General features: G+C 64.9%; 13 protein-coding genes. 4 read left to right on the top strand and 9 right to left on the bottom strand.

Annotation, left to right across the window (positions count from 1 at the left end; all coding sequences use genetic code 11):
- Positions 1 to 71 precede the first annotated feature (71 nt).
- Positions 72 to 1565 (bottom strand): succinyl-CoA:acetate CoA-transferase ScpC, encoded by a 1494-nt coding sequence (gene scpC / locus QO014_RS20600; protein ID WP_266350635.1) that lies wholly within the window; start codon positions 1563 to 1565, stop codon positions 72 to 74.
- A gap of 614 nt (positions 1566 to 2179) precedes the next feature.
- Between scpC and QO014_RS20605 the strand changes: the two genes are divergently transcribed.
- From QO014_RS20605 to QO014_RS20615, 3 genes are all read left to right on the top strand, one after another.
- Positions 2180 to 4021, top strand: a complete 1842-nt coding sequence (locus QO014_RS20605; protein WP_266350636.1) for an aminopeptidase P family protein — start codon at positions 2180 to 2182, stop codon at positions 4019 to 4021.
- A gap of 120 nt (positions 4022 to 4141) precedes the next feature.
- Entirely contained in the window at positions 4142 to 4666 is a 525-nt protein-coding gene (locus QO014_RS20610) for a PRC-barrel domain-containing protein (protein ID WP_266350637.1), read from the top strand.
- Positions 4667 to 4856: 190 nt separating this feature from the next.
- Positions 4857 to 5801, top strand: coding sequence for an acetamidase/formamidase family protein (locus QO014_RS20615; RefSeq protein WP_266350638.1), 945 nt, complete (start codon positions 4857 to 4859; stop codon positions 5799 to 5801).
- 15 nt (positions 5802 to 5816) lie between these two features.
- On the opposite strand, the gene ligA is transcribed toward QO014_RS20615, so the two are convergent.
- The 3 genes from ligA to aceA form a co-directional block, all read right to left on the bottom strand.
- A complete protein-coding gene (ligA, locus tag QO014_RS20620) occupies positions 5817 to 7961 on the bottom strand; it encodes an NAD-dependent DNA ligase LigA (RefSeq protein ID WP_266350639.1) in 2145 nt (714 codons plus the stop codon).
- A gap of 102 nt (positions 7962 to 8063) precedes the next feature.
- On the bottom strand, positions 8064 to 8255 hold the full coding sequence (locus QO014_RS20625) for a DUF4170 domain-containing protein (RefSeq protein ID WP_266350640.1): 192 nt from the start codon (positions 8253 to 8255) through the stop codon (positions 8064 to 8066).
- 13 nt (positions 8256 to 8268) lie between these two features.
- Positions 8269 to 9558, bottom strand: a complete 1290-nt coding sequence (gene aceA, locus QO014_RS20630) for an isocitrate lyase (RefSeq protein WP_266350641.1) — start codon at positions 9556 to 9558, stop codon at positions 8269 to 8271.
- A gap of 165 nt (positions 9559 to 9723) precedes the next feature.
- Here aceA and QO014_RS20635 point away from each other — a divergent pair, with 165 nt between their 5' ends.
- Positions 9724 to 11172, top strand: a complete 1449-nt coding sequence (locus QO014_RS20635; protein ID WP_266350642.1) for a helix-turn-helix domain-containing protein — start codon at positions 9724 to 9726, stop codon at positions 11170 to 11172.
- 3 nt (positions 11173 to 11175) lie between these two features.
- On the opposite strand, the gene QO014_RS20640 is transcribed toward QO014_RS20635, so the two are convergent.
- From QO014_RS20640 to ftsZ, 5 genes are all read right to left on the bottom strand, one after another.
- Positions 11176 to 12450 carry a multidrug effflux MFS transporter gene (locus QO014_RS20640; protein ID WP_266350643.1) on the bottom strand — a complete coding sequence of 425 codons (1275 nt, stop codon included), beginning with the start codon at positions 12448 to 12450 and terminating at the stop codon, positions 11176 to 11178.
- Between the two features lie 322 nt (positions 12451 to 12772).
- Positions 12773 to 14443, bottom strand: coding sequence for a DNA repair protein RecN (gene recN, locus QO014_RS20645; protein WP_266350644.1), 1671 nt, complete (start codon positions 14441 to 14443; stop codon positions 12773 to 12775).
- A gap of 18 nt (positions 14444 to 14461) precedes the next feature.
- Positions 14462 to 15328, bottom strand: a complete 867-nt coding sequence (locus QO014_RS20650) for an outer membrane protein assembly factor BamD (RefSeq protein WP_266350645.1) — start codon at positions 15326 to 15328, stop codon at positions 14462 to 14464.
- Between the two features lie 197 nt (positions 15329 to 15525).
- Positions 15526 to 16482, bottom strand: coding sequence for a UDP-3-O-acyl-N-acetylglucosamine deacetylase (lpxC, locus tag QO014_RS20655; RefSeq protein WP_266350646.1), 957 nt, complete (start codon positions 16480 to 16482; stop codon positions 15526 to 15528).
- 265 nt (positions 16483 to 16747) lie between these two features.
- Positions 16748 to 18505 (bottom strand): cell division protein FtsZ, encoded by a 1758-nt coding sequence (ftsZ, locus tag QO014_RS20660; protein WP_266350647.1) that lies wholly within the window; start codon positions 18503 to 18505, stop codon positions 16748 to 16750.
- Positions 18506 to 18525 lie beyond the last annotated feature (20 nt).

The raw sequence follows: 18525 nt of genomic DNA on the forward strand, positions 1-18525 counted from the left end.
ATGGGTCCCGGGTCTGCGCTACGCTCCGCCCGGGATGACGGACGGAGTGGAATCGACAAGGTCGCCATCCCTTACTTCGGCAGCATCGAGCCCGTCTCCTCCAGCCGCGTATACCAGGTGAACGCCTCGGCAAGCTTGTGCGGCGTCTGTCCGCCATGCTTCAGCGCTTCGCGATAATAGTCCTCGGCCAGGTCGCGGAAATTCGCGTGGATGCAATTGTCGATGATGACCCGCGCGCGCTCGCGCGGCGCGAGGCCGCGCAGATCGGCGAGCCCCACCTCGGTCACGACCACGTCGACGTCATGCTCGTTATGGTCGACATGCGGCACCATCGGCACCACGCGCGAGATCGTGCCACCCTTGGCGAGCGACTTCGTCACGAAGATGCCGAGATAGGCGTTGCGGGCGAAATCGCCTGAACCGCCAATGCCATTCATCATGTGCGTGCCGCCGACATGGGTCGAATTGACGTTGCCATAGATGTCGAATTCGAGCGCGGTGTTGATCGCGATGATGCCGAGGCGGCGGATGACCTCGGGATGATTGGAAATCTCCTGCGGCCGCAGGATGAGACGGTTCTTGTAGCGGCCGATTTCGGGAAAGACGCGCGCCTGGCATGCGGCGGACAGGGTGATCGACGAGCCGGACGCGAAAGCGAGCTTGCCGGAATCGAAGAGGTCGAAGGTGCTGTCCTGCAGCACTTCGCTATACATCGTCATGTCGTGGAACGGGCTCTCGATCAGCCCGTGCAGCACCGCATTGGCGATCGAACCGATACCGGCCTGAAGCGGGCTCAGCCGCTCGGTCAGGCGCCCCTTGCGCACCTCGGAGCCCAGGAACTCGATCAGATGGCCTGCGATCGCACGCGTCTCGTCATCGGGCGGCGTCGTCGCGGCGGAACTATCCTGCTGGTTGGTGACGACGATCGCAGCGATCTTTGCTGGGTCGATCGGGATGAAGGGCAGTCCGATGCGGCTATCCGGCGACACGACCGGAATCGGCTCCCGGAACGGCCGCCGCGTCGGAATATAGATATCGTGAATGCCCTCGAAATCGATCTGCTGGCCGAGATTGATCTCGATGATCACCTTCTCGGCAAGAATAGCGAAGGTCGCGGAATTACCGACCGAGGTCGTCGGCACGATGCCGCCCTCGCGCGTGATCGCGGCCGCCTCGATGACGGCGACGTCGACCGGCCCCATCTGGTTCGACCGCAACAGCTCGACGGTCTCCGACAGGTGCTGGTCGATGAACATCACCTCGCCGCGATTGATCGCCGCGCGCAGGACGGAGTCGGATTGGAACGGCAGGCGCCGCTTCAGCACATGCGCCTCGGTCAGCACGCTGTCGATGCCGCTTCCGAGCGAGGCGCCGGTGATGAGCGTGATACCGAGCGGCTCGGTCCGTGCCCGTTCGGCCAGGGCCAGCGGCACGGCCTTGGCGTCGCCGGCCCGCGTGAAACCGCTCATGCCGACGGTCATGCCGTCCTTGATCAAAAGCGCGGCTTCCGCCGGCGACATGACCTTGTCGAGAAGCGAGGAGAGGCGAATACGATCCTGAAGCATAATGGTCCGCTGTCCAATTGTGACGCGACCATAGTCTCCCCGGCGCGATGCTGCACCTCAGGAACTATCCGCAGTGGCGCGACGACCCGTCGCGTACCCCAGATGAAAAAGGCGACGCCCGGCGCCGCCTTCCTAGCCCTTACCCGATCGATCGCCGCTCAGAGCGGATTGCTCATCAGACCGCGTTCGAACGTTTCACGATCAAAGCCGAACGTGGCGATCGTCGCATCGTCGAGGGAGAGCTGATAACCGTTCACATAGCGCGGCATCTGCCGCTCGCGGACGTGGTTCATCCGTGCAACGGCGCGCCGGACGACGCCATGCCCGCGGCTTCCCGCTCGCGCAACGCCAATCTCACCATATGCCGCAACCATTGTCATCGATCCAATCCTTCAAGCCGGAAAGCTCTAGCCCCCCTCGGTTGAAGCGACCATAGCGGCTGCCGTCACATCAAAGAACAGACGGATCGGAATGACAGACATGCGCTTTTCGCATCGCACAATCTTCCGCCGCAATTATGCCGCGTTGCAAACAAGTCTGTTACCGGTTTGCGACAGGGCGCCGACCCGATAATCTCGCCGCGCTGATTTCGTCGCGTGAAAGGCCGATCTCCCATGTTCCAGAATTTCGATGCGCCCAGCCGGGCGGAGCCGATCTCCGGCCGCCTCGTCGCCCTGCGCGCACGCCTCGCCGACGCCGGCCTCACGGGATTTCTGGTGCCCCATGCCGATGAATATCAGGGCGAGTATATTCCCGCCTCGGCCGAGCGCCTCGCCTGGCTGACCGGCTTCACCGGTTCCGCCGGCGCCGCTGTCGTGCTGGCGAACGAAGCGGCGGTCTTCGTTGACGGTCGCTATACGCTGCAGGCCCGCAATCAGATGGACAGTGCCGATTTTTCGCCTGAGAGCCTGATCGACAACCCGCCGCATGCCTGGCTGAAAGGCCGGCTCAAGAAGGGTGACCGCCTCGGCTACGACCCGCGCCTGCTGACGCTGGCCGAAACGCGCCGCTTTGAGAGCGCCTGCGCCGCTGCGGGCGCCGCTTTCGTGGCGCTCGACGAGAACCCGATCGACGCGATCTGGGCCGACCGCCCTGCCCCGCCGCTCGCTCAGGTCTCGATCCAGCCCGACGAACTGGCCGGCGAGACGGCGAGCGCCAAGATCGAGCGACTGCGGACGATCCTGGCCGAGAAGGATGTTGCCGCCGCGATCATTGCGCAGTCCGATTCGATCGCCTGGACCTTCAATATTCGTGGCGCCGACGTGCCGCACAATCCCGTCGCCCTCTCCTACGCGCTGCTGCGCCGTGAGGGGCCGCCGACCCTCTATATGGACGGCCGCAAGCTCTCCAATGCCGTCCGCGATGCGCTGGCGGGCCTTGCCGACATCAAGGAGGAGCGCGCCCTGCTCGGTGATCTCGCAGCGCTGGGCCGCGAGGGCGCGCGCGTTCTCGCCGATCCACAATCGACCCCGGCGATCCTCGCTCAGGCACTCACCGAAGCAAACGGCACGATCGTCGAAGGCAGCGACCCGGCCGTGTTGCCCAAGGCGCGCAAGAACGCGATCGAGCTCGACGGCAGCCGCAGGGCGCATCGTCGCGACGGCGTGGCCGTCACGCGCTTCCTTGCCTGGTTCAACCAGAACGCTGGCAGGACGCCCCTGACGGAGATTGCCGTCGCCCGGAAGCTCGAGGCCTTCCGTGCCGAGACGGGCGCCGAAGACGGAATGCCCCTCCTCGACCTCTCCTTCGATACGATTGCCGGCACGGGTCCGGACGGCGCGATCGTGCATTACCGCGTCAATGAGGCGACCGATCGCGCGCTGGAGAACGACACGCTGTTCCTGATCGATTCGGGCGCCCAGTTCCGCGACGGCACCACCGACATCACCCGCACCATCGCGATCGGCACGCCGACGGACGAAATGCGGCAGCGCTTCACCCTCGTGCTCAAGGGCCATATCGCGCTCGCGACCGCGCGCTTCCCGAAGGGCACGACCGGGGCGCAACTCGATACCCTCGCCCGCCATGCACTGTGGCAGGCGGGACTCGATTTCGACCACGGCACGGGCCACGGCGTCGGCGTCTTCCTCTCGGTACATGAAGGACCGGCTCGGATCTCGAAGAGCGGAACCGTGCCGCTCGAGCCGGGCATGATTCTCTCCAACGAGCCCGGCTACTACAAGACCGACAGCTTCGGCATCCGGATCGAGAACCTGATCGTCGTGACACCGCCGGCGCCGATCGAGGGCGGCGAGCGCGAGATGCTGGGCTTCGAGACGATCACGCTCGCCCCCATCGATCGCAGGCTCGTCGACACAACGCTTCTGAGCCGGGCCGAGATCGCCTGGTTCGACGCCTATCATGCGCGCGTCCGCGAGGCCCTCGCTCCGTCGCTCTCCGGCGAAGCGCTGGATTTTCTTGTCGCGTCAACACAACCCTTGGCTGCCGTCACCTGACAGAGGTTCCATCACGTTTGGAAACATTTGTTTGTGGTACGTGATGGAACGTGACCATGACTGCTCCGTTGTCCGGGTGAGCAATCGCTCGAACCTATTTGAAAACACGGAGATACGACCATGAAGAAGCTCTTGACCGCCACGGCTTTGGTCGGCCTTCTGGCCGCCCCCGCCTTCGCCCAGGACGCCGTTTCGCCTTCGATGACGACGCCCTCCACAACCGGCGACACAACCCAGCCTCTCAATCCCCTCCCCGGCGACAAGTTCATCACGAGCCAGGCTTCGGATGACTGGAACGCGGCCAAGGTCATCGGCTCGACGGTCTACGGCGCCGGTGACGAAGATCTCGGCAAGGTCAATGATCTGGTTGCCGGCAGCGACGGCAGGCTCAAGGCGGTCGTCGTCGGCGTCGGCGGCTTCCTCGGCATCGGCGAAAAGAATGTCGGCGTCTCGCCGGCGGCCCTGCAGCGTGTTGCCGATGGCAACAACTGGAAGTACACGCTGACGACCACAAAGGAAGAGCTGGCCGCGGCGCCCGAGTTCAGGATGCCGGAGGGCATTGACGGCTCGACCACGTCGAGCACGACGCCCGCCGATCCGGCCGCTCCGATGGCACCGGCCACACCGGCGCCCGCTGCACCGTAAGGCCTCAGCGATCAATCAGGAAGAGCCCGCCCATTCGGCGGGCTTTTCTTTGCCTGCCCGAAAGCCGGATCGAAGCCAAGACGACAACTTCTTCGCGAAATCACCGCCGCAATCGACCAAGACTCGGTTTGCACGGGATTTTGCCCATGCTCTAATCATGCCCAATCAACATGCAGGATCGGGCAGGCTCATGTGCGTCGCGTGCGACTATACCATCCATGGCAATCAGCATCATTTCGGCTGGAACCACGATTTCGAGCCCGCGCTGGTGATGCAGCCAGGAAAAAGCGTTCACCTCGAATGCGTTGATTCCTCGGGTGGCCAGATCGACGGCAATTCGACGGTCGCGAGTGTCGCTGCCCTGGATTTCTCCAAGGTGAACCCGATCAGCGGGCCGATCTATGTCGAGGGTGCCGAGCCGGGCGACGCGCTCAAGATCACGCTGCACCATTTCGAACCCTCGGGCCTCGGCTGGACCGCGAACATCCCCGGCTTCGGACTGTTGGCCGATCATTTCAATGAACCCGGGCTGCATGTCTGGAAATACGATACCGCCTCCATGGCGCCCGCTCTCTATGGTCCGGGTGGCCGCGTCCCCCTGAAGCCCTTCGTCGGAACCATCGGCGTTGCCATGGCTGATCCGGGCCTGCACTCCGTCGTGCCGCCCCGCCGCGTCGGCGGCAATCTCGACATACGCGACCTTGCGGCGGGGACGACCCTCTACCTGCCCGTCGAGGTCGAGGGCGCCCTTTTGTCGATGGGCGACACGCATGCGGCGCAAGGCGATGGTGAGGTTTGCGGCACGGCGATCGAGAGCCAGATGAACATCGACGCGACCATCGAACTGGTTAAGCATGCGCGGCTCGCAAGCCCGCGCTTCACGACGCCCGGCCCGGTCACGCGCCATCTCGACGGCGCCGGCTATGAGGTCACGACCGGGATCGGTCCCGACCTGATGACGGCCGCACGCGAGAGCGTCCTGCGCATGGTCGACCTGCTCGGCAAGGAGCGCAGTCTCGCCCCGCTCGACGCCTATATGCTCTGCTCGGTCTGCGGCGACCTGCGGATCAGCGAGATCGTCGACATGCCGAACTGGGTCGTCTCGTTCTATTTCCCGCGCATCGTCTTCGAATGAACAGCGAGGCGGGTTTCAATCGGCCCCGACGAGCTTGAACCAGCCATCCTCGTCGATCACTTCGATATTGTTTTCCGCTGCCACCTTCAGCTTCGATCCGGCGCCCGGCCCCGCCACGACGAGATCGGTCTTCTTCGAAACCGAGCCCGAGACCTTGGCGCCGAGGCGTTCCGCCATCGCCTTGGCCTCGTCGCGCGTCATGCGCTCCAACGACCCGGTGAACACGACGGTCTTGCCGGCGACCGGGCTTTCCGTTTTGGCAGCTTCGAGCGGCTCCGGCTTGACCTCTGCGAGCAAGCGGCGCAGTGCCTCGACATTGTGCGGCTCGCCGAAGAAATCGACCACGGCCTCTGCGACGACGGCGCCGATGCCCTCAATATCGACCATTTCGGCCCAGGCTTCATTGCCCTTGGGAAAAGCTTCGCCCGGCGCGATCGCAGCGCGGGCCGCCTCCTCCAACGCCTCGACGCTCGCATAATGGCGCATCAGCCGCTTGGCGTTGGTCTCTCCGACATGGCGGATACCGAGCGCATAGACGAAGCGGTTGACGGCGATCCGCCGCCGCTCATTGATCGCGGCGAAGAGATTGCGCGCCGAGGTATCGCCCCAGCCTTCCCGGTTCTTGAGCTTCTGCAGGCTGCGCTCGTCGCGCTGTTCCAGCGTGAAGATATCCGCCGGCTGGGTGATCAGGCCCCATTCATAGAAGGCCTGTACCTGCTTCTCGCCCAGCCCCTCGATGTCGAAGGCGTTGCGCGAGACGAAATGGCGGATGCGCTCCACCGCCTGGGCCGGGCAGATCAGGCCGCCCGTGCAGCGGCGGACGGCCTCGCCTTCCTCGCGCACGGCATGACTGCCGCAGGCCGGGCAGATGGTCGGGAATTCGTAGGGCACGGAATCGGCCGGCCGCTTTTCGAGCAGAACCGAGACGATCTGCGGGATCACGTCGCCGGCGCGCTGCACCACCACCGTATCGCCCACACGGATATCGACGCCGTCGCGGATCGGCTGGCCGTCGCCGCCAATGCCCTTGATATAATCCTCATTGTGCAGCGTCGCGTTCGAGACGACCACGCCGCCCACCGTGATCGGTTCGAGCTTGGCGACGGGCGTCAGCGCGCCGGTGCGGCCGACCTGGATGTCGATGCCGTTCAGGATGGTGAAGGCTTGCTGCGCGGCGAATTTGTGCGCGATGGCCCAGCGCGGACTGCGCGAGACGAAGCCGAGACGGTTCTGCAGCGCGAGATCGTTGACCTTGTAGACGACGCCGTCAATGTCATAGCCGAGCCGGGAGCGGTCCTCCTCAAGCCCGTGATAGAAGGCGAGCGCCTCGTCGACGGCCTGACAAAGCACCATGCGCGGATTGGTCGGCAGGCCCCATCCGCTGAAGGCCTCGACCATGCCGAGTTGCGTCGAGGACGGCAGCGCGCTCATCTCGCCCCAGGCATAGGCGAAATAGCGCAAGGGCCGGGACGCCGTGATCTTCGGATCGAGCTGGCGCAGCGAACCGGCGGCCGCGTTGCGCGGATTGGCGAAGACCTTGCCGTTCTCCTCCAGCATGCGCGCATTCAGCGCCTCGAAATCGCTGTGGGCCATGTAGCATTCGCCACGGATCTCGACGATCTCCGGCACACCCTTCGGCAGGGTGTTCGGAATCTCGTCAATCGTGCGCACATTGGCGGTGACGTTCTCGCCCTCGAAGCCGTCGCCACGCGTCGCCGCCGTCTCCAGACGGCCATTCACATAGCGCAGCGACAGCGAAAGCCCGTCGATCTTCGGCTCTGCCGTGAAGGGAACGGGCGTCGCCGGATCGATGCGCAGGAAGCGCTTGGCGCGCTCGACGAAGTCGATCACATCCTGGTCGGCGAAGGCATTATCGAGCGAGAGCATCGGCACGACATGGCGCACCTTGCCGAATTTCGCCGATGGCGCGGCACCAACCGCAGCGCTGACAGCCGATTTGAGGCCGGGGAACCGCGCCTCGATCGCATAGAGCCGACGGCGCAACGCGTCATAATCGGCATCCGAGATGACCGGCGCGTCTTCCTGATGATAGCGGATGTCGTTTTCGGTGATCTCGGCGGCGAGCGCCGCGTGATCGGCGGCGGCCTCGGCCTCGCTCAGCGCTTCGACGTCCTTCATACGTGCAATGTCCGACGGCATGGCTTCGCTCCCTCTAGCTGGAAGCTATGCCGCGCCGTCGGACACCTCGCAAGGGGCGAGAGCGGCGGGATCGCCCGAGCCCCTTGGGGTTAGGCTAAAGGCTCATCGCTCCGCCGCGATCGTGAACCGCATCAGGCATTGCGAACGGCTCTCCTCGGAGAGGCGGCGCCAGGCCTCCTCCGCCGCGCGCCGCTCGCCATAGGGCCCGAACACGCGCTGCGTGCCCTCGATCAGCCTGTCGAATGCCATCGACGCATATTCGCCGCCGACGATCCAGAAACGTGGTGCTTGCATGGTGCTGTCCTCCCTATTCGGCAGCATTCAGGAACTGGGCGCTCTCGGTCGATTCGGCCATGGCCGTGGTCGAGGAGAGACCGCCTGTGATCGCCATCGACACCTGGTCGAAATAGCCGGTGCCGACCTCGCGCTGGTGCCGCGTCGCCGTGTAGCCGCTCGTCTCGGCGTCGAACTCCGCCTGCTGCAACTCGCTATAGGCCCCCATGCCGCGATCGCGATAACCGCTCGCAAGCGTGAACATGGAATGGTTCAGTGCGTGGAAGCCCGCGAGCGTCACGAACTGGAACTTGTAGCCCATGGCGCCCAGCTCGCGCTGGAACGTGGCGATCGTCTCCGCGTCGAGCTTCGCCCGCCAGTTGAACGAGGGCGAGCAATTATAGGCCAGCATCTTGCCCGGATATTGCGCATGCACCGCCTCGGCAAAGGCGCGCGCATCGTCGAGATCGGGATGCGATGTTTCCCACCAGATGAGATCGGCATAGGGCGCGAAGGCGAGGCCGCGGGCGATGCAGTGTTCGAGGCCCGTCCCTTCCTTCAGGCGGTAGAACCCCTCGGCCGTCCGCTCGCCCTCGACGATGAACGGGCGGTCGCGCTCGTCCACGTCGGAGGTGATGAGGCGCGCCGATTCGGCGTCGGTGCGCGCGACCACCAGGGTCGGAACGCCCATGACATCGGCCGCAAGCCGGGCGGCGACGAGATTGCGCTCATGCGCTGCCGTGGGGATCAGCACCTTGCCGCCGAGATGGCCGCACTTCTTCTCCGAGGCCAGCTGATCCTCGAAATGCACCGCCGCAGCGCCCGCCTCGATATAGGCCTTCATGATCTCGAAGGCGTTGAGCGGCCCGCCGAAACCGGCCTCGGCATCGGCGACGATCGGCGCAAACCAGTCGCGCGAGACCTTCCCCTCCGCCTGCTCGATCTGGTCGGCGCGCTGGAGCGTACGGTTGATCCGCCGGCAGAGCTCGGGCCCGGCATTGGCGGGATAGAGACTCTGATCGGGATACATCGCGCCGGCCGTATTCGCGTCGGCCGCGACCTGCCAGCCCGAGAGATAGATAGCCTGCAAGCCCGCGCGGACCATCTGCATGGCCTGGTTGCCGGTGACGGCACCGAGCGCATGGACATAGGGCGTCTCGGTCAATTGCTGCCAGAGCCGGTTCGCGCCCTTTTCGGCGAGCGTATGGGCGACCCGCACCGAGCCGCGCAGCCGGACCACATCGGCAACCGAATAGGGCCGACGAATACCGTCGAACCGTCCGGGCGCATGATTGGAAATGAGCTGATCGAAAGTCGGTGCCATGGTTCTCTCCCATTTACAACATTTGACAACCGGGAGCGGATGCCTTCAGTAATGTTGCTGACAGGCGGGAATGTGACATCTGCGATTTACCGGAACAAGCTGACTTTCTGGAATTCGGGTCGCGGTGTCACAGCCATTCAGTGAACTTTGTAAGATTGTAAAACCGTGACAATCGACAGTGAGCGAAAACTCTTCATCGGCCCCAAGCTGCGCCGCATCCGGCGCGAGCTCGGGCTCAGCCAAACGAGGATGGCCGAGGATCTCGGCATCTCGCCGAGCTATGCCAATCTGATGGAGCGCAATCAGCGGCCGGTTTCGGCGCAGATCCTGCTCAAGCTCGCCGATGTCTATGATCTCGACGTGAAGATGCTCGCTTCCTCCGAGGACGATCGCAGCCGCGCCGAAATCGGCGAGATCTTCGGCGATCCGTTGTTTCGCGACCTCACCATTGCGCCGCAGGAGTTGCGCGAGTTGGTCGAGAGCTGCCCAACCGTCGCCGATGCGCTGCAGCGCCTTTATTCCGCCTACCAGCAGACACAAGGCGGTGGCACGAGTGGCGGCGAGGCTGCCGATGGCGGGCCCGTCACGGCCCCCGTCGATATCGTCCGCGCGGCGATCGAGACGAGCCGCAACTATTTCCCAGCGCTCGACGAAGCCGCCGAAGCGCTCGCGGGCGAATTGGCCGTCGGCGATGCCGCGCTCCTACCGGCGATGATCGATCGGCTGCGCGCGCGGCACGGCGTGCGCGTGCGCGTCCTGCCCGCCGATGTCATGGCTGACGCACTGCGCCGCTTCGACCGTCATCGGCGCCAGTTGCAGCTTTCAGAGATGGTCGGCCCCTCCGGGCGGACCTTTCAAGTCGCCTTCCAGCTCGCCATGATCGAGCAAGCTGAAATCATCGACCGCACCGTCGAGGACTGCGCGCTCGCCGATCCGACGGCGCGGCGCATGTTCCGGATCTATCTCGCCAACTATTTCGCCGGTGCGCTGATGATGCCCTATGGCCGCTTCTTTGCAGCGGCGGAGGCGAGCCGCTATGACCTTGCTTTGCTATCGCGCCGCTTCGAGGCGAGCTTCGAGCAGGTCTGCCATCGCCTGACCACCCTGCAGCGGCCGACCGCGAAGGGCGTGCCCTTCTTCATGATCCGTGTCGACGATGCCGGCAATGTCTCGAAGCGCTATGCCTCGGGGCGCTTCCATCTCTCGCGCTATGGCGGAACCTGTCCGATCTGGAACCTGCACGAGACCTTCCGTGCGCCGAACGAGATCCTGACGCAGCGGCTCGAGCTCGCGGATGGCAGCCTGTTCTTCTCGATCGCAACGGCGGTGGCGGGTACGCCGCAGGCCTTTCCACGCCGGGAAGCCCGCTTCGCGATCGGCCTGGTCTGCGAGATGAAATACGCGCCGCGGCTCGTCTATGCGGATACCGAGGGGCCGGCGGCGCCGATCGGCACCAATTGCCGGCTGTGCGAGCGCAATGACTGCGCACAGCGGGCGGAGGCGCCGGCGAGCCGGCCGATCCTCATCGACGAGACGATGCGGCGCGTCGTGCCGTTCTTCTTCGATCCGCGGCGCGGTAGCCGCGGACCGGTCAGGGACGATTCCGCAAGCTGACCGTCAGTGCAGGGCAATGCCCGGCAGCGGATCGGCGTGGTGCGGCGAGAACAGCTTGCCCTTCTCGGTCCAGAACACCACCGCAAGCGCCACCGCGCCCGTCACCAGAAAGCCGAGCGCAAGCGGCGTGACCGTGCCGTCGAAGCTCTGGCTGATCAGCATGCCGACCAGAGCACCGACAATCGTCGTGTAGAAGCCGATCACCGAGGAAGCCGTGCCCGCGATATCGCCGAGCGGCTCCATCGCCATCGTGTTGAAGTTCGGCATGGTCAGGCTGAACAGGAACTGGCATCCGGCCAGTATGACCGCGAACAGCAGCAGCGGCGGCTTGCCGTTGAAGACCAGGGCGACCACCACCATCAGCGCCGCCACGGCGGCAAAGCCGACAACGCCGATATGGGACAGCCGACGCATGCCGAAGCGACGCACGAGCTTCGAATTGACGAAGGAAGCAACGCCCATGACAGCCGCAATCGACCCGAACACGACGGGGAAGATCGCGCCGAGGCCATAGACCTCCGTTTCGAAGATTTGCTGCGTCGAGCCGAGATAGCCCATCAGCGCGCCGAACATCAGCGCCATGGCCGTGGCATAGCCGAAGGTCGCCCGCTCGGTGACGCAGCGCCGCGCGCCATCGGCGATCCGCTTGACCGAGAACGGCATGCGATACTCCGGCCGCAGCGTTTCCGGCATGCGGCGTCCGAACCAGACCGCAAGAATCACGGCCAGCACGAGCATGGAGACGAAGATCGTGTGCCAGGTGCCGAACAGCAGAAAGAAGCTGCCGATCGCCGGCGCGAACACCGGGACGATGATGAAGATCATCATGGTGATCGACATGACGCGGGCCATTTCGCGGCCCTCATAACGGTCGCGTACGATCGTGACCGACAGAATGCGCGTCGCGGCCGAGCCCATGCCCTGGATCAGGCGGGCAACCAGCAGCATCTCGAAGCTGTGGGCGAAGAGCGCGATGGCACTGCCGATCGAGAAGATCACGAGGCCGATCATCAAGGTCGGCCGGCGCCCGACAATGTCGGAGATCGGGCCATAGAAGAGCTGCATGACGGCGAAGCCGATCATGTAGACGGTCAGGATAAGCTGCACCTCATTGGCGCTCGGAAGCGCATAATCGGCCTGGATCGGACCGAAGGCTGGCAGCAGATTGTCGATCGACATCGAGCCGAGCGCCATCATGAAGGCGATCAGAGTGACGAACTCGAAAAAGGACGGCTCGGAAACAGGACGCGCAGTGGCGCCCACGGACGTGGCGGACATTTCACATTTCTCTAGTCGGATGCCCAGGCGAAATGGCCCGGACGTCGTGTGTCATCCGCCGAGACTTCGGTGATCCGGTATCCGAACGGGCGACATGAAGGACGTTGATAGGCCTCGGGCGACAACAATGCCGTGACGCTCATCACAGCATCGGACCCGAGAGCGGCCGTTTCAAGCGACCCATACTCCCATGGGTGCCTTACGATCAATCAGAAAGAGCCGGCGCATTCCGCTTTTTCGGGCATTGAAGCAATTTCGTCGCGCTCCGGTCGGTCACGCGGTCCAGATCGCGCAAAGCAACGGCCGAAGCACCGGTCCCCGTTCAGATATTGCCGTGAATCAGCCGTTCGGCCGCGGCGCGTGCCTCGTCGGTAATCACGCTGCCGGCCAGCATGCGGGCGATCTCCTCGCGGCGATCAGGACCGGCCAGCGGCTTGACACCCGTCGCGACACGCTCCTCGCCGGCGACCCCCTCCTTGGCGATCAGCATATGGCTGCCCGCCCGCGCGGCGACCTGCGGCGCATGCGTCACGGAGAGAACCTGCACCCGCTCGGCCAGCCGCGCGAGGCGCTTGCCGATCGCCTCGGCGACGGCTCCGCCGACCCCCGTATCGATCTCGTCGAAGACGAGCGTGGGCGCGGAGCCGCGATCGGCGAGCGCGACTTTGATCGCGAGCAGGAAGCGCGAAAGCTCGCCGCCGGACGCGACCTTCATCATCGGCCCGGCGCGCGTGCCTGGATTGGTCCGCACGAAGAAGGAGACGATATCGATGCCGCTTTCGCTGCGCGCCTCGGCATCGCTCTCGATCGAAACGATGAAGGCGGCACGCTCGAGCTTCAGCGCCGGCAACTCCTCGGCGACACGCACCTCCAGATCCGCCGCTGCGCCGCGCCGACGGGCCGAGAGAGCCGCCGCCCGGGCGTCGAAGGCCCGCTGCGCCGCTTCAGCCGCCGCTTCCAGCGCCGCGAGACGCTCCTCGCCCGAATCGAGCGCCGCGAGATCCGCCGTCATGCGGTCCCGAAGCGCGATCAAACCCTCGACGGGGACATCGAATTTGCGCGCAGCACCACGCAGCGCAAAGAGCCGCTCCTCGGTCCGCTCGAGTTCCTTCGGATCGAAAGCACTCTCGCGAATGCTGCGGGTCAGGATCGTCTCGGCCTCTTCCAGCGCGTCGATCGCCTGGTCGATCGCCTCGACCACGCCGTCGAGCAACCCGCCCGCCTGATCGCGCTTGCGCTCCAGACGCCGTGCCAGGCTTGCCAGCGTCGGCACGGGCGAGGAGGAGCCGGCGATCGTGTCATGCGCGTCGGCCAGATCGCCCGCGACCTTTTCCGCTTGCATCATGTGGTGGCGCTGTTCGGCGAGTTCGGTTTCCTCGCCCGGCTGCGGCGCAAGCTTCGCCAGTTCCTCGACCGAGGCACGGAGGTAATCGCCCTCGCTGCGCGCGGAGCTGATCCGCCGCCGCAGCGCCGTGACTTCGCTCTCTGCCTTGCGCCAGGCGCGATAGGTGTCGGCGACGCCGGCCACCTCGCCATCCAGCCCGCCGAAGACATCGAGCAGGTTGCGATGAATGGCCGGATCGACGAGCGCGCGGTCGTCATGCTGGCCGTGGATCTCGACCAAGGCGGCGCCGACATCGCGCAGGAAGGCGACGCTCACTGGCTGATCGTTGATGAAGGCGCGCGTGCGGCCGTCTTCGGTCTGCACGCGGCGCAGGATGATGCCGCCATCATGATCGATGGCGTTGCCGTCGAGCAGGCTGCGCGCCGGATGATCGGCCGGAACCTCGAACACGGCCGTGACCTGGCCCTGATTGGCGCCATGGCGCACCAGCCCGCCATCGCCGCGCCCGCCGAGCGCCAGCGACAGCGCATCGAGCAGGATCGACTTTCCGGCGCCCGTCTCGCCCGTCAGCACGGTCATGCCGGGCGCGAAGGCAAGCTTGAGCCGATCGATCAGAACGATGTCACGGATCGACAGCTCAGCAAGCATGGAATGCCTCTCGGCCGATCAGCCCGTTACGACCTTGAACGCCTTGCTCATCCACGAGCCCTCGTTCTCCTGAGGCTTCACGCCGCCCGACTGCAGCAGCGAATAGGCGTCCTTGTACCAGCTCGAATTCGGGAAGTTGTGTCCGAGCACGGCGGCCGCCGTCTGGGCTTCCTGCACGATGCCCATCGCCAGATAGGCCGATGTGAGACGATAGAGCGCCTCTTCGACCTGACGCGTATTGGCATATTGCGTCACAACGATCTTGAAGCGATTGATCGCAGCCGGATATTCGCGCCGCTCCAGATAATAGCGACCGATCTGCATCTCCTTGCCGGCGAGCTGGTCGCGGGCAATGATGATGTCGCGCTGTGCATCGTCGACATATTCGGAGGTCGGGTACTTATCGATCACCTCCTGCATTGCCTGCAGGGCGCGCTGCGTTGCGTCCTGATCGCGCGTCACGTCCGGGATCTGCTTGAAGTAGGACTGGCCGATCATGTACTGCGCGTAACCCGCATCCGGGCTGCTCGGATAGAGCGAGATATAGCGCTTCGCAGCCGAAACGGTCTCGTCGTAATTGCCGAGGCGGTAATTGGTGAAGGCGCTCATGATCAGCGCCTTGCGGGCCCACTCCGTGTAGGGATGCTGCTTGTCGACTTCGTCGAAGCGCGCGGCCGCCTGCTTGAGCTTGCCGTTCTGCATCAACGCCAGCGCCTGATTGTAGAGCTGACCGGCCGGAATGTCGGGCTCGTCGACATCGTCCTTTTTCGTCAGGCATCCCGCCAGTGCGATCATGGAGCAGAGCACGATCGCACGGATCGCGACGGAAGCCGCACGACCGAAAGTCGGGCGAGCGAAGGAACGGGTCTGACCGGCTGCGTTCATTAACAAATCGAGCCGGCGGGACCGGCCTCGCCTCTTTCGACGGGTCAAAGCGTGCAGTTTCTTACCGGAAACCACGGCATCCTGTCACCAGCCCTGCCAGCGCATTGGCGCATTTTCGTGGCGAGCGGAGGGACCAACGCAATAAACCTGCTTCATCTGAAAAATCAGCAGCTTACTGCGTCCAAAAGGTCGCGCTATCAGGATTTGTCGGGACCAAATGCGGCCGCTTCGAGCCGAACGGGCATCTCGGCGCGAATCGGCCCGCGACGAACGGAAGCCGCGTTGTCGACGAACGTCCAAGCCTCGGGATCGGCGAGAAGCGTCTCGACGATCTTCGCGTTCAGGCGGTGGCCACCGCGATAGGACCGGTAGCAGCCAATGACGGGCGCACCGGCCAGTGCCAGATCGCCGACCGCGTCGAGCGCCTTGTGGCGCACGAACTCGTCGGCAAAGCGAAGCCCTTCGGGGTTGAGGACGCGGTCCTCACCGAGCACGACGGTGTTATCGAGCGAGGACCCGAGGGCGAGGCCCCGCGACCAGTAGAACTCGACATCGCGCATGAAACCGAATGTGCGCGCCCGCGCCAGATCACGGCGGAAGGCCGACGGCGTCAGGTCGACGACGAAAGCCTGGCGGCCGATCAGCGGCGATTCGAAATCGATCTCGATCTCGAAACGTCGGCCGTCATGCGGCAGCAACTCGGCGAAGGCGGAGCCCTGCTCGACCCGGATCGGCTTCAGCACCTTAATGGCGCGGCGCTTCGCGGGGAGCGTCATGATGCCCGTCTGGTCGACGAGCGCGACGAAAGCCTCGGCGCTGCCATCCATCATCGGCACTTCGGCGCCGTCGATCTCAACGACGACATTGTCGATGCCGAGACCGTTGAACGTCGCCAGGAGATGTTCGATCGTCGCGACCGACAGGCCCATGGAAGCGATCGTCGTGCAGGAATCGGTGGCGTGGAGATGCTGGATCGTGGCGCTGATCGCGACCGACACCGAACCGGATGTGTCGGTGCGCTGGAACACGATGCCCGTATCGGCCTCGGCCGGATTGAGGATCATGGAAACGGCACTACCGCTATGCACACCGATACCGGAGACCACAACGCGATCGCGAAGCGTGGTCTGTAGCGTGCTCTGCTGTCTTGCCATCAATGTGCCCCAAACGAGCTTGTCAAAATACGCGACTACCTGCCGTTCCCGCCCCTCGCTTCGGAACCAAAACCGGGATTGACGGGCCTTCAGGCTCTCTGTCGAATCACCAGATTCCTCAGCATCTTGCGAGGCTGAAGATAGGGCTGGACCAACCGGTCAACAAATCACGCTTTCTAACCGTCTGTAACGCATCGACCCCCTTACGAAACGAGGCCCGGCGGGGGTCAGTCGCCGGGCCTCGTCTCGATGGAGTTACTGGCTTCTAGTTCGCCTGGCGGCGCAGGAAAGCCGGAATCTCCAACTGATCGTCATCGTGGCGCTGCTCGCGCGGCATCACGCGGCCATGCGGGTCGAGCTCCTGCTGGCGGGGGCGGTAATTGGCCTCCGGAGCGGGTGCGGGAGCCTGCTGACGCGGAGCCGCCTGCTGCGGGCGCTGCTGCTGATAGCCGGCGGGCGCCTGCTGCTGCGGTGCACGCGGCGCCTGCTGCGGCGCGCGGGCCGGCTGGGGAGCCGAAACGCGGACCGGGGCAGGCTGCTGGGCCTGCGGCTCTTCCTCGCGACGGCCGAGGCCGACATGCGCCAGGCGGCGCAGCAGGCTCATCGGGCCGCGATCTTCCTCGTGATGTTCCTCGCCACGCTGCTGCGCGATCTCGCGCTGGGCCATGACGGGGAAATCCTCGACGCGCGGCATGCGGTTCGCAGCCGGAGCCTCGGCGGCCGGCGGAATGAAGTGCTGCGCCGGAGCGTGGTCGACGACCTGGGTCGGCTGCGGGACCATGTCGAACTCGTGATCGAGTTCGGCTTCCGCATAGGACATGGACGGCTGCGGCGCCATCGGAGCGATGGTGACGCCCGGATCACGCGCCGACGGCTGTTCGGCATAGGACTGGGCCGGGGCCGGCTGGCGGAAGGTCGGGGCCGGAGCGGCACGCGATTCCGTATTGACCGAAGGCGTACGCTGAGCCGGCTGGGCGGCAGCCTGCGCGGCGGCCTTCATGCGCTGGTTCATCTCGGCGATGCGCTGGTCGGAGGGAGGTGTCTCCTGCTCGCGGACATCGCTGTCGATGCCGGTCGCGACGACCGACACGCGGATGACGCCCTCGAGACTTTCCTCGAAGGTGGCGCCGAGAATGATGTTCGCGTCCGGATCGACTTCCTCGCGGATACGGGTCGCGGCTTCGTCGACTTCGAACAGCGTCAGGTCACGTCCGCCGGTGATCGAGATCAGCAGGCCACGCGCACCGTGCATCGACGTCTCGTCGAGCAGCGGATTGGCGATCGCGGCTTCGGCCGCCAGAATGGCGCGGCGATCGCCCGAGGCTTCGCCCGTGCCCATCATCGCCTTGCCCATCTCGCGCATCACCGAACGGACGTCGGCGAAGTCGAGATTGATCAAGCCTTCCTTGACCATCAGGTCGGTGATGCAGGCGACGCCCGAATAGAGCACCTGGTCGGCCATCGAGAAGGCGTCCGCGAAGGTCGTCTTCTCATTGGCGATGCGGAACAGGTTCTGGTTCGGAATGACGATGAGCGTATCGACGCTCTCCTGCAGCTCCTTGATGCCGGCCTCGGCGACGCGCATGCGCCGCGCGCCTTCGAACTGGAACGGCTTGGTGACGACGCCGACGGTCAGGATGCCGTGCGAACGTGCCGTCCGCGCGATGACCGGGGCAGCGCCCGTGCCCGTGCCGCCGCCCATGCCGGCGGTGACGAACACCATGTGCGAGCCGGCGAGATGGTCGTTGATCTCGTCAATGACCTCTTCCGCGGCGGCGCGGCCGACATCCGGCATGGAACCGGCGCCGAGACCCTCGGTCACGGCGACGCCCATCTGGATGAGCCGCTCGGCGCGCGACGATGTCAGCGCCTGGCTATCGGTGTTCGCGCACACGAACTCGACACCCTCGAGTCCCGAGCGGATCATGTTGTTGACGGCGTTTCCACCCGCACCGCCAACGCCGAAGACCGTGATCTTGGGCTTCAGCTCAGTAATATCCGGCATCTTCAGGTTGATCGTCATTGGTGACCTCGTCGTCTGAC

Source organism: Kaistia dalseonensis (assembly GCF_030814715.1).
GTDB lineage: Bacteria > Pseudomonadota > Alphaproteobacteria > Rhizobiales > Kaistiaceae > Kaistia > Kaistia dalseonensis.